The following is a 12,289-nucleotide window of genomic DNA, read 5'->3' as shown; positions in this document are numbered from 1 at the left end:
CATGCACAGACGCTCAATCGAGGCCCTCAAGACCCCACCGCCAATCGAACGCGACGACAGTCAGATGCTACTAGAATTTTAACCGGACAGCAGTGTTCTCGGTGCGGGGATACGCGGCAAGATCGGCCTGGCTGTTGAATTGCTTCGGGTTGACGAAGAGCGTCACTATCACACGGTCTGCCTTCTCGAGTGCAGCGCGCACCAGGCTGAGATGGCCCTCATGCAGGACGCCCATCGTTGGCACCAGGGCTATCCTCACACCTTCGCAGCGCCATGCGGCGACGCTTTCGCGAAGCTGGTCAACGCTCCTGACGATCGGCACGCTCACGCTGCTTCTCCGCTCTTGGTGGCGTCCGTGTCGGCGGGCTTGCGCGCATCGGCAAACACGTGCTCTGCGGCGGGAAACTGGCGCTCCTTCACCTCGCGCGCATAGGAAGCGATCGCAGCCGCAGCCGCCTCCCGGAGTTCAGCATAGCGCTTGACGAACTTGGGCCGGAAGTCGCCGAAGAGGCCCAGCATGTCGTCGACGACGAGAATCTGGCCGTCACAGGCTGCCGAGGCACCGATGCCAATGGTCGGGGTCGCCACCTCCTTGGTGATCCGGCGGGCGAGCGCCTCAGGAACCTTCTCCAGGACGACCGCAAAGGCGCCCGCTTCGCCCACCGCAATTGCGTCGCGCCTGATGCGCTCGGCATCCCCGCCCCTGCCCTGTACGCGGTAGCCACCGATGGTGTTGATGGCCTGCGGCGTCAATCCGACATGGGCCATGACGGGCACGCCGCGTGCGGCGAGGAAGCCGATCGTCTCTGCCATCGCTTCGCCGCCTTCGAGCTTGACGGCCGTGCAGCCGGTCTCGGCCATGACGCGCGCGGCATTGCGGAAAGCCTGCTCTGGGCTTTCCTCGTAGGAACCGAACGGCAGGTCGACCACCATCAGCGCCTGCTTGATGCCACGGCGCACCGCCTGGCCGTGCGTGATCATCATCTCCAGCGTGACACCGAGCGTCGAGGGCAGGCCGTGGAGAACCATGCCGACGCTGTCGCCGACGAGCACCACATCACAATGGGGATCGACAAGCCGGGCGACTGGGGTGGTGTAGGCGGTAAGGCAGACGAGCGGCGTCCCACCTTTGCGCGAACGAATATCCGGCGGTGTGATCGCCCTGGTGTCACCATAAGCGCTCATGGGACCCTCCTTCCCCTACGTTACCAGCTGCAGCTGTCGCCTTTGGCACATTTTTGTGCAGGTGCGAAGAGCAAAAAAATGGCCATGCAGCTGCGGGGTGTTGACGTGCCAATTGGCACGCTTACACTAAATCGATTAAGGTGCCCCCGAGCTGGCCAAATAATGGACGATCAGGCAATAGGACTCAGGAAAGACAGAGCCGCCGGCAAGGCCGACAACGTCAAAGTGGACTTGATCGCCTTTGTGGTCGCCGTAAACGGCAGTCAACCCTGTGTCCTCACCATCGGCCAGGCGGACACCTTGCCCTCCGGTCCCTTTGCGCTTGAGCACCGATCGCTGCAATCCGGCTTGAGGGGGTGGGTCGAGCAGCAAACCGGCCATCGGCTGGGGTACATTGAGCAACTCTACACGTTCGCGGATCGGGATCGCATCGGCGCCGAGCGCCAGCAGCGCGTCATCTCCATCAGCTATCTCGCATTGACGCGCAAGGAACAGGCAGCGGGCTCGCCCAAGTGCGGATGGCAGAGTTGGTATGAATATTTTCCATGGGAGGACCACCGCTCCGGCACGCCTGCGGTCGTGCTGGACGTTCTGCGGCCGCGCCTGATCGAATGGGCAAACGGCGTTGGCGATTCGGCCACGCGACGTGAACGCTGGCAGCGGGCGACGATAGCCTTTGGCTTCGACGACCGCCTTTGGAACGAGGAACTCACGCTTCAACGCTATGAGTTAGTCTACGAAGCAGGCCTGGTCCAAGAGGCCGTAAGAGGGCGGGACGCAGGACCCCCGCCGCTGGTGCCCAGCAAGTCCATGGTCGCCGATCATCGCCGCATCGTGGCGACCGGCATTGCGCGGCTGCGCTCCAAGATCAAATACCGCCCAGTCGTCTTTGAGCTGATGCCGCCGGTCTTCACGCTTTTGCAGCTGCAGCGAACCGTGGAGGCGCTCGCCGGCAGGCTCATCCACAAGCCGAACTTTCGCCGACTGATCGAACAGCAGGAGCTGGTCGAGGAGACCGGAGAGGCCACCACTGAGACCGGCGGCCGGCCAGCGAAGCTTTTCCGTTTCCGCCACGCCGTTCTCGACGATAGGCTCATCGCCGGGACAAAATTGCCGCTGGCGCGGGGTTGACATCCCTTATACTCACAGCAAGTATATGCTGGTTATTTTCAATTAGAGTATAAGCGGGAGGGGGTCGATGGGCGCCATGCTGCCTACGGCCGCGTTGCTCTACGAGCGCGTCCGACGAGTGATCCCGCCGATCGAATGGCCGGCTTTCGCCGAGGATATCGAGGCGATCCTTGCGCTGAAGCGCGAGCGCAACGCGATCATCCTGGCGCACAACTATCAGACGCCCGAGATCTTCCACTGCGTGGCCGACATCGTCGGCGACAGCTTGGCACTAGCCCGCACGGCTGCGACGGTCGAGGCGCAAGTCATCGTGCTGGCCGGCGTCCATTTCATGGCCGAAACGGCCAAGCTCCTTAATCCGGGCAAGACCGTGCTCATTCCGGATCTCAGCGCCGGTTGCTCGTTGGCGGACTCAATCACGGCAGAAGACGTGCGCTTGATGCGCCAGCGTTATCCCGGCGTTCCGATCATCACTTATGTAAATACGTCCGCCGAAGTGAAGGCCGAGTCGGATATCTGCTGTACATCCGGCAACGCCAAGGCGGTCGTCGAATCCCTTGGGGTTCTCCGGGTGATCATGTTGCCGGACGAATATCTGGCCCAGAATATCGCCGCCCAGACAGATGTGCAGATCATCGCCTGGAAAGGGCGTTGCGAGGTGCATGAGCGCTTTACACCGGCCGACATCCGCGAGTTGCGCGAAAGCCATCCCGGCGTGGTCGTGCTCGCCCATCCCGAATGCCCGCCCGACGTCGTGGCTGAAGCAGATTTTTCCGGCTCGACGGCTGCCATGTCCGACTATGTCGAAAGGCAAAGGCCGCCACGTGTCGTGCTGATGACGGAATGCTCAATGAGCGACAACGTCGCGTTAGCGCACCCAGAGGTCGAGTTCATCCGGCCCTGCAATTTGTGCCCGCACATGAAGCGGATCACGCTTGCCAACATCCGCACCGCGCTCGAGCAGAACCACCATATCGTAACGGTCGAACCCGGGATCGCCGGGCGCGCGCGGCTAGCGGTCGAACGGATGCTGGCAGTTTGAGCGCCGACCTCCGCAGCTTCTTCGGGCGGCCCATCATCATCGGCGGCGGCATCGCCGGACTGATGACCGCGCTTCAACTGTCGCCGGAGCCGGTGCTTCTTCTGTCAAGGTCGCTGCTGGGAGCTGACAACTCGAGCAACTGGGCCCAGGGGGGCTTGGCTGCAAGTTTCGGCGAAGACGACGATCCGGCAATGCACCTGGCCGATACGGTTGCCGCAGGGGATGGTCTCTGCGACAGAGACGTGGCGAGCCGCATCCTCCAAGCCGCGCCCAAGGCCATAGAGGGGCTTGCGGGCTTTGGGGTTCGCTTTGACCGCACGCCGGAAGGATCACTGTGCCTCGGATTGGAGGCCGCACACAGCCGACGTCGCATCGTTCATGCGCATGGGGACGGCACCGGGCGTGAGATCATGCGTGCGCTGATCGCGGCTGTGCGTTCCACTCCGTCGATAGTTGTCGTGGAGGGCGTGGAAGCGCGCCGGCTCGCCGTGCGAGAGAATGCGATCCGAGGCGTCTGGGCGAGCTGTTCGATCGCACCTTTCTTCTTCGGCTCACGGCGGGTCGTCCTCGCCACCGGTGGCATCGGGGGACTGTTTCTCGACACCACGAACCCTTGGGGCAGTTGCGGACAAGGCCTTGCGCTTGCGGCCCGCGCTGGAGCTGTCCTAGCCGACCTCGAATTCATCCAGTTCCACCCGACCGCGCTTGACGGCCCAGAACGCCCTATGGCGCTGGTCAGCGAGGCTGTGCGAGGCGAAGGTGCTGCCCTGATCGATGAAACCGGCCAGGCTTTTCTCCAGAGCGTGCCAGGGGCGGAACTTGCGCCTCGCGATGTCTTGGCCCGCGCCGTGTGGAACCATCTTGCGGACGGCCACCATGTTTTTCTCGATGCCCGACAACGGCCAGGCCCGGCATTCGCTCGACATTTCCCGACAATCGCATCAGCCTGCCTTGGAGCGGGCATCAATCCCGCGCGCGATCTCATCCCCATTCGTCCGGCCCAACACTACCACATGGGTGGCGTTGCCGTGGACAGCTCGGGCAGGACCTCCGTCAAGGGGCTGTGGGCCTGCGGCGAAGTCGCTTCGACAGGACTGCATGGCGCCAACAGGCTCGCCAGCAATTCCTTGACCGAGGCAATCGTGTGCGCCCGCTGGGTCGCTGAAAGCGTCGCCGGAACGCCTGCGCGCAGAACAAGGCCTGCGTTTGCGAACGTCTACCCACCGCCCGCTCCGATAGCCGTGCGCGTTTTTCTGTCGCGCGCACTCGGCATCGTCCGGGATGGTCAAGGGTTGAAAGCAGCCGCGCGTGCCTTATTGCCGCTCGCCGAAAGCAAGGATGCGGTCTCGGATCCGGCGGCTGTCGGGCTAATGATTGCTGTTGCCGCCTTGTTGCGCGAAGAAAGCCGCGGCGCTCATTACCGGACAGATTTTCCTCATCATGCGACTGCCGCCCGACGGTCCGAAATCACGCTCGAAGCCGCCTTGGCGGCTGCGCGGGAACTCGGACACTCGCCAAGCTCCGAAGGTGCAAAGTGATGATGCTCTCACCGCTCCCCACGGTCCTGCTTGAGCCGCTTGTACGGGCATCTCTTCTTGAAGACCTTGGCAGAGCCGGCGACTTGACCACGGACGCCATCGTCCCGAAGGAATACCAAGCGGGAACCGTGTTGGTGGCGCGACAGTCCGGAGTTGTCGCCGGCATCGATCTGGCGATGCTCGCTTTCGGCATGATTGATCCTGGTGTCGAAATCTCCGTGGAGCGGACAGACGGCTGCAATGTCGTGGATGGAGAGGTCATTGCATCAGTGGTTGGCCCGGCCCGGGCCATTCTCACAGCGGAAAGGACGGCACTCAATTTTTTGTGCCATCTGAGCGGCATCGCCACAGCAACGGCATCGATCGTCGCTGCGGTTCGTGGATATGGCGCGAAGATCGTCTGCACCCGCAAGACGACGCCCGGATTGCGGGCAGTCGAAAAGTATGCCGTGCGCGCAGGTGGCGGGTCCAATCACCGCTTCGGCCTGGACGATGCAATTTTGATCAAGGACAACCACATCGCCATCGCAGGCGGCGTCCGGCCAGCGCTCGAGCGAGCACGAAGAGCGGCCGGTCATCTCGTCAAGATCGAAGTCGAGGTCGATACTCTGGCCCAGCTGGAGGAGGTACTTGGCTTCGCTCCCGATGCGGTTCTGCTCGACAACATGTCCCTCCCCGATCTTCGCCGCGCCGTCGCAATGGTCGGTGGCCGCGCTATCACCGAGGCTTCTGGCGGGATCACGTCGCATACAGCGCGAGCGGTTGCCGCGACCGGCGTTGATCTGATTTCGGTCGGCCGACTCATCCACAGCGCGCCGATCCTGGATATCGGCCTCGACCATCGGGGCTCATGATTGTCTGAGTAACGAACAGGATTGGGTCAACTGTCCTTTCCGTCATCATAGTCAGATAGCAAAGACCCGCAAGACAGACCGGAGGAACAGCATGGAGATGCAAACGGCAAGTTCAACGCAGACATCGCCACAGGCTCAATCCCCTGACCCTGGATCGTGGACCCTGGAGAAGGCTCAGGCACTTTACCATGCCCCCTTCAACAATCTCCTCTTCCTGGCGCAAACGGTGCACCGCCAGAATTTCGATCCAAACAAGGTCCAGCTCAGCCGGCTGCTCAGCATCAAGACAGGTGGCTGCCCGGAGGATTGCGGCTATTGCAGCCAGTCGGCGCGTCACGAAACCGGGTTGGAGGCGCCCAAGCTGATGGATGTCAGGCGCGTCATCGCCGAAGCGACCAAGGCGCGTGATGCCGGCGCCACCCGTTATTGCATGGGCGCGGCCTGGCGAAACCCCAAGGCGCGCGACATGGATGCGGTGGTGGCGATGGTCGAAGGCGTCAAGGCGCTGGGCCTGGAGACCTGCATGACACTCGGCATGCTCGATCTTGAGCAAGCCGCTCGACTGAAGCAGGCGGGCCTCGACTACTACAACCACAACATCGATACGTCAGAACGCTACTATAGCGAGATCATCGGTACGCGGAGCTTTGCCGAGCGGCTCGAGACGCTTGCCCACGTTCGCAAATCCGGCATCAAGGTCTGCTGTGGAGGCATTGTCGGCATGGGCGAGGAGCCGGTGGACCGGATCGACATGCTGGTGACGCTGGCCAATCTGCCGGAACATCCGCAGAGCGTTCCGATCAACATGCTGGTTCCGATCGCCGGCACGCCGCTTGCCGATGCCAAGCCCATTGAGCCGATCGAATTCGTGCGCGTGATCGCGCTTGCGCGCATTATGATGCCGAAATCGCATATCCGTCTCTCCGCCGGCCGTATGGCCATGACCGACGAGATGCAGGCGCTGTGCTTTTTTGCCGGCGCCAACTCAATCTTCGTCGGCGACACGCTGCTGACGGCGGACAATCCCGGTGAGGACAAGGATACCCTGCTATTCCGGCGCCTTGGCATCGAGCCGATGGAACTTGAGGCGCAATGAACGGGACGCCGCTTGCCCGTTATGATGCGACCTTGAAGGGGCTGGCGCGCAAGGACCGGCTGCGGACGCTTTCGCCCCGCGCCGGGCTGGACTTCTCGTCGAACGACTATCTCGGGCTGGCGGCGTCCAGGAGACTTGGCGATGCGGTTGTGGCGGCGATTGCGCGGGGCACGCCGGTTGGCGCCACCGGGTCGCGGCTGTTGCGCGGCAATGCACCGGAACACGAGCAGCTCGAGGCAGACGCGGCGGCATTCTTTGGAGCCGACCGCGCGCTGTTCTTCGGCAGCGGCTACATCGCCAACTTCGCTCTGCTGAGCGCCCTGCCGCAGAAGGGCGATCTTTTGGTTCTCGATGAACTCGCCCATGCCAGCATGCATGAGGGTGCGCAGGCCGGGCGCGCACAGTTCGTGCTGGCCGCGCACAACGACGCCACCGCTGTCGAGGATGCGATCACGCGTTGGCGCGCCGAAGGCGGCATGGGATGCGTCTGGATCGCGGTGGAAAGCCTTTACAGCATGGATGGCGACTGCGCGCCTTTGGAGAGCCTGGTCGCGCTTGCCGATCGGCACGGCGCATTCATCATCATTGATGAGGCGCATGCGACCGGCGTCTGGGGACCGGACGGCCGGGGGCTTGCCGCCGCTTTCGAGGGCCGCGACAACATCATAGCGCTCCACACCTGCGGCAAGGCGCTCGGCGCATCTGGTGGGCTCGTGACCGGGCCGAGGGCACTGTGCGAGTATCTGATCAACCGTTGCCGGCCATTCATCTACGCGACCGCGCCATCGCCACTGATGGCGGTCGTGGCGCGCGAAGCACTCGCAATGCTCGCCGACGAGCCTATGCGGCGTATTCAGCTGCATGAACGCGTTGCCCTCGCCGGCCGATTGGTCGATCGCTGCGGCGTGACACCAAGTGGCTCTCAGATCCAGCCCTTAGTAATCGGCGATGTCAGGCGCACCATGGCAGTGGCGGCGCGCCTGCAGGCACGCGGCTTCGACATACGCGGCGTTCGTCCTCCGACGGTGCCCGAGGGCACGTCGCGGCTGCGCATCTCACTGACGCTCAACATCGGCGAAGCCGACATTTCCGCCATGGTCGAGGCGCTGGTCGAGGTGTTGGCCCAAACATCACCGGAGGCGGCATGACCCAACGCATCGTCATCACCGGAACCGACACCGGAATTGGCAAGACCGTGTTTGCGGCTGGGCTCGCCGGTTTGCTCGACGGCTTTTACTGGAAGCCGGTGCAATCGGGCCTCGACGGCGAGACCGACAGCGAGGTGGTCGCGCGGCTTGCCGGCTTGCCCTCAGAGCGCGTGCTGCCGGAAGCCTACCGCTTGCGGAGCCCGCTGTCGCCGCATCGTTCGGCCGAGATCGACGGCGTGGCGATCAAGGCTGCCGATCTTGCTTTTCCCGTCCTACCGACGCCGCTCGTCATCGAAGGCTCCGGCGGCCTGATGGTGCCGCTCAACCGGCGCACAAGGTTCATCGACATCTTCGCTGAATGGCGGCTGCCCGTTATTCTGTGCGCCCGCACCACGCTCGGCACCATCAACCACACCTTGCTCTCGGTCGAGGCGCTCCGCGCCCGCTCCATCCCGTTGGCGGGCATCGCTTTCATCGGCGATGAGATGGCCGATACGCAACGGACCATCGTGGAATTCAGCGGTGCGCCGCAGCTCGGCAGGCTGCCGCACCTGGATGTGCTGACGGGCAAAACACTGAGGGACGCAATGGTTGCCGGCTTCGCCTTCGCCTCGATTGCTGGAGGTGACTGATGTCGCAGTCTCATGTGTGGCATCCCTTCACCCAGCACGCGCTCGAGCCTGCGATCCCAGAAATCGTCCTGACTGAGGGCGCCTATCTCCACAGGGCCGACGGCGCCCGCATCCTGGACGCCATCTCCTCCTGGTGGGTCGTCACACATGGCCATCGTCATCCCCGGATCATGAAGGCAATCGAGACAACCGCGTCGAGCCTCGACCAGATTATCTTTGCGGGCTTCACGCACGAGCCGGCAGAGCGCTTGGCCAAGGCGCTTGTCGGCCTCGCTCCCGCTGGACTCGACTGGGTGTTCTATTCCGACAGTGGCTCGACCTCAGTCGAAGTCGCGCTGAAGATGGCGCTCGGTTATTTCCGCAACGTCGGCGCGCCGCGCTCGCGCATCGTCGTCATGGAGCACAGCTATCATGGTGACACGATCGGAACGATGAGCGTCGGTGCGCGTGGCGTGTTCAACGCCGCCTACGAACCCTTGCTGTTCGAGGTCGACATCATCCCCTTTCCGGCCGCGGGGCACGAGCAGGAGACGCTGGATCGTTTCCAGGCTGTGACCCGCGATCGACGAGCCGCAGCCTTGATCGTCGAGCCGCTGGTGCTGGGCGCCGGCGGCATGCTGATGTATCCAGCATCGGTTCTGGCCGAATTGAAGAAGATCACTGAGGCCTCCGGCACGCTGCTGATCGCCGACGAGGTGATGACCGGCTGGGGACGCACCGGAACCATGTTCGCCTGCGAGCAGGCATCGATTTCTCCAGATATCCTGTGCACCTCCAAAGGCTTGACCGGCGGCACCATCCCGCTGGCCGTAACGCTTGTCACCGATGCCATCTTCCGGGCGCACTATTCCGAGGACCGGAAGAAGACGTTTTTCCATTCGAGCTCCTACACCGCCAATCCGATTGCCTGTGCGGCAGCACTCGCCAATGTCGAGATCTGGCGCGACGAACCAGTGGCCGAGCGGATCACGGCCTTGAGCGTGATGCAGGCCGTCGGGCTGCAACGCTTTCGGGACAATCCATATTTTGCCGGCTGTCGAGCCACGGGAACGATCGCGGCGCTCGACCTGCGAACCGGTTCCGCAGGTTATCTCGCCGAGATTGGTCCGAAGCTGCGCGCTTTCTTCCTCGAGCGCGGCCTGCTTGTGCGCCCGCTCGGCAATGTCCTCTACCTTCTGCCACCCTATTGCATCGCAGACGACGAGCTCGAACGAGTCTATGACGCCATCGAGGAGGCCGGGGAACGCTTCGGGTCCAGGCCATGAGCAAGTCGTCGCGCATTCTCGGACTTGGCCATCACGTGCCTGGGCGCAAGGTGGCCAATGCCGAGATCGAGAGCAATCTCGGCCTCGAGCCGGGCTGGATCGAAAGGCGTACCGGAATCCGTTCGCGCTTCTGGGCAACGGACGAAGACACGCTGTCGGGTCTTGCCACCCGGGCTGGCGACATGGCGCTGGTGAACGCCGGTATTGCGCGCCACGACATCGGTCTGCTGTTGCTTGCCACCTCGACACCCGACCATCTTCTGCCGCCCAGCGCGCCGCTGGTCGCACACAAGCTTGGCCTTGGCCGCGCAGGCGCGGTCGATCTGACCGGCGCCTGCGCTGGCTTCATCTATGCGCTCATGTTTGCGGACGGGTTCACCCGCCTGCATGGCAAACCAGCGCTGGTCATCGCCGCCAACATTCTCAGCCGCCGCATCAATCCAGCCGAGCGCGCGAGCTCAGTCTTGTTCGCCGATGCCGCCGGCGCCCTGGTGATCGGTCAGTGCGATGATGCTGATCGGGGCATTCTCGGTGCCTCGGTGGCTTCGGACGGCTCGCGCTACGGGCTGATCCAGATTCCCGCAGGAGGAAGCAACACGCCGTTCCATGGCGACCTCGACCTCGGGCAGACCCGGATGACGATGACCGACGGGCCCGAAATATTCGCAAAGGCCGTCGAGATGATGACCGATTGCTCGAGAACCGCGCTAGCCGCTGCGGGAGTGCGGCCACACAATGTCGGCCGGTTTGTGCCGCATCAGGCCAATACTCGGATTTTCGGCGCGGTCGCAAGAAACCTCGGCATTGCGGACCAAGCAATTGTCAAGACGATTGCCGAATACGGCAACTCTTCGGCCGCGACGGTCCCGCTGTCGCTCTCGCTCGCCAACCAGATGAAGCCATTCCAGCCAGGAGAGAAAATCCTTCTGGCGGCGGCGGGTGCGGGTCTCAGCGGCGGCGCTCTCGTGGTTGGAATCTAGCCGGCCGGCTCACGCGCGCAGGATTGGTCATGAATGGCAATAGGAGCAACAGAACCAATGCCAAATGGCCTTCTGAAGCTCGACATGACCAAGCTGACGCAGCACGACCCGTGCGAGCCTCTGGATGAGTTCAAATGCAACACCCGTTGCACAAATCGTACCATCTGAATAAAGCTCAATTACAAAGGGTGAGCCGCCCCATATATGTCGGATACCCGACATTGTTCACATAAAAGGCTCGATGCTTACACGCTCTTTGCTGGCTGCTCTTTGCTGTCTTCTCTTTTCTCTTTGCTCTTTGCTCTTCCGTCTTGACTAGCAGGAGCCTGCGGCTTATCTCATTGCCGCGTTAGCACTCGCTTCGGCTGAGTGCTAGGCATGCTCCGGCAACGGAGCACCGTTCAACATCCGCACCAAGGAAATCCAAAAATGGCAAAGTCGAATTTCCGGCCGCTGCATGACCGCGTGGTCGTACGCCGGGTCGAATCCGAATCCAAGACCGCCGGCGGGATCATCATCCCGGATACGGCGAAGGAAAAGCCGCAGGAAGGCGAGATCATCGCCGTCGGCTCCGGCGCTCGCGACGAAGCCGGCAAGCTGGTCCCGCTGGACGTCAAGGCCGGCGACCGCATCCTGTTCGGCAAGTGGTCGGGCACCGAAGTCAAGCTCAATGGCGAAGACCTTCTGATCATGAAGGAATCCGACATTATGGGCATCATCGGCTGATTATCGGCCTCACCGTCAACTGAATTTCGGGCTTGATCGCAAGCCCCTGCCAGGAGCTAAAAAATGGCTGCCAAAGACGTAAAATTCTCCCGCGACGCCCGCGAGCGCATGCTTCACGGCATCAACATCCTCGCCGACGCGGTGAAGGTGACCCTCGGTCCCAAGGGCCGCAACGTCGTCATCGACAAGTCGTTCGGCGCTCCGCGCATCACCAAGGACGGCGTCACCGTCGCCAAGGAAATCGAACTTTCCGACAAGTTCGAAAACATGGGCGCGCAGATGATCCGCGAAGTTGCTTCGAAGACCAACGACATCGCCGGTGATGGCACCACGACCGCGACCGTCCTGGCGCAGTCGATCGTCCAGGAAGGTAACAAGGCGGTTGCCGCCGGCATGAACCCGATGGACCTGAAGCGCGGCATCGACCTGGCCGTGACCGAAGTCGTCGCGGCTCTCGGCAACGCTGCCAAGAAGATCAAGACTTCCGAGGAAGTTGCCCAGGTCGGCACGATCGCCGGCAATGGCGACGAGTCGGTCGGCGCCATGATCGCCGAAGCGATGCAGAAGGTCGGCAATGAAGGCGTCATCACGGTTGAGGAAGCCAAGACCGCCGAGACCGAGCTGGAAGTCGTCGAAGGCATGCAGTTCGACCGCGGCTATCTCTCGCCCTACTTCGTCACCAACGCCGACAA

The 12,289-nt window shown here is 62.7% G+C and carries 12 protein-coding genes and 1 pseudogene; 11 read left to right on the top strand and 2 right to left on the bottom strand.

The features are described 5' to 3' along the window. Window positions 1-94 precede the first annotated feature (94 nt). Both NKI15_RS31610 and panB read right to left on the bottom strand, forming a co-directional pair. Window positions 95-328: pseudogene (locus NKI15_RS31610) on the bottom strand (pantoate--beta-alanine ligase); the annotation flags it as partial. Further along, window positions 325-1,185 (bottom strand): 3-methyl-2-oxobutanoate hydroxymethyltransferase, encoded by an 861-nt coding sequence (gene panB / locus NKI15_RS31605; protein WP_352499301.1) that lies wholly within the window; start codon window positions 1,183-1,185, stop codon window positions 325-327. The gene panB and the pseudogene NKI15_RS31610, both read right to left, overlap by 4 nt. Before the next feature lie 162 nt (window positions 1,186-1,347). Between panB and NKI15_RS31600 the strand changes: the two genes are divergently transcribed. The 11 genes from NKI15_RS31600 to NKI15_RS31550 all read left to right on the top strand — a co-directional run. Continuing rightward, a complete protein-coding gene (locus NKI15_RS31600) occupies window positions 1,348-2,316 on the top strand; it encodes an NUDIX hydrolase (protein WP_023673634.1) in 969 nt (322 codons plus the stop codon). Window positions 2,317-2,383: 67 nt separating this feature from the next. Continuing rightward, complete coding sequence (gene nadA / locus NKI15_RS31595; protein WP_352499300.1) at window positions 2,384-3,358, top strand: quinolinate synthase NadA; 975 nt, start codon at window positions 2,384-2,386, stop codon at window positions 3,356-3,358. Next, window positions 3,355-4,896: an L-aspartate oxidase gene (locus NKI15_RS31590; RefSeq protein WP_352888135.1), complete on the top strand. Its 1,542-nt coding sequence runs from the start codon at window positions 3,355-3,357 to the stop codon at window positions 4,894-4,896. Before nadA ends, NKI15_RS31590 begins: the two co-directional genes overlap by 4 nt. Next, the gene (nadC, locus tag NKI15_RS31585) at window positions 4,896-5,750 is read left to right on the top strand and encodes a carboxylating nicotinate-nucleotide diphosphorylase (RefSeq protein WP_352447893.1); all 855 of its coding nucleotides are present in this window, start codon (window positions 4,896-4,898) and stop codon (window positions 5,748-5,750) included. Before NKI15_RS31590 ends, nadC begins: the two co-directional genes overlap by 1 nt. A 97-nt stretch (window positions 5,751-5,847) precedes the next feature. Continuing rightward, the gene (gene bioB, locus NKI15_RS31580) at window positions 5,848-6,846 is read left to right on the top strand and encodes a biotin synthase BioB (protein ID WP_352888140.1); all 999 of its coding nucleotides are present in this window, start codon (window positions 5,848-5,850) and stop codon (window positions 6,844-6,846) included. Then, window positions 6,843-7,994 carry an 8-amino-7-oxononanoate synthase gene (locus NKI15_RS31575; protein ID WP_352888131.1) on the top strand — a complete coding sequence of 384 codons (1,152 nt, stop codon included), beginning with the start codon at window positions 6,843-6,845 and terminating at the stop codon, window positions 7,992-7,994. Before bioB ends, NKI15_RS31575 begins: the two co-directional genes overlap by 4 nt. Next, window positions 7,991-8,626: a dethiobiotin synthase gene (gene bioD, locus NKI15_RS31570; RefSeq protein WP_352888128.1), complete on the top strand. Its 636-nt coding sequence runs from the start codon at window positions 7,991-7,993 to the stop codon at window positions 8,624-8,626. The genes NKI15_RS31575 and bioD overlap by 4 nt, the downstream gene beginning before the upstream one ends. Then, complete coding sequence (locus NKI15_RS31565) at window positions 8,626-9,891, top strand: adenosylmethionine--8-amino-7-oxononanoate transaminase (RefSeq protein WP_352888125.1); 1,266 nt, start codon at window positions 8,626-8,628, stop codon at window positions 9,889-9,891. The genes bioD and NKI15_RS31565 overlap by 1 nt, the downstream gene beginning before the upstream one ends. Beyond that, the gene (bioZ, locus tag NKI15_RS31560) at window positions 9,888-10,871 is read left to right on the top strand and encodes a 3-oxopimeloyl-[acyl-carrier-protein] synthase BioZ (protein WP_352659010.1); all 984 of its coding nucleotides are present in this window, start codon (window positions 9,888-9,890) and stop codon (window positions 10,869-10,871) included. Before NKI15_RS31565 ends, bioZ begins: the two co-directional genes overlap by 4 nt. Window positions 10,872-11,300: 429 nt before the next feature. Then, on the top strand, window positions 11,301-11,597 hold the full coding sequence (groES, locus tag NKI15_RS31555) for a co-chaperone GroES (RefSeq protein ID WP_019863563.1): 297 nt from the start codon (window positions 11,301-11,303) through the stop codon (window positions 11,595-11,597). Between the two features lie 63 nt (window positions 11,598-11,660). After that, a partial coding sequence (locus tag NKI15_RS31550) for a TCP-1/cpn60 chaperonin family protein (protein WP_352888120.1) occupies window positions 11,661-12,289 on the top strand: 629 nt, incomplete at its 3' end.

The sequence above is a fragment of the Mesorhizobium sp. M0862 genome (assembly GCF_040319795.1).
GTDB lineage: Bacteria > Pseudomonadota > Alphaproteobacteria > Rhizobiales > Rhizobiaceae > Mesorhizobium.
The sequence above is the reverse complement of the archived record's forward strand: the minus strand, read 5'-3'. Positions and strand labels throughout refer to the sequence as shown.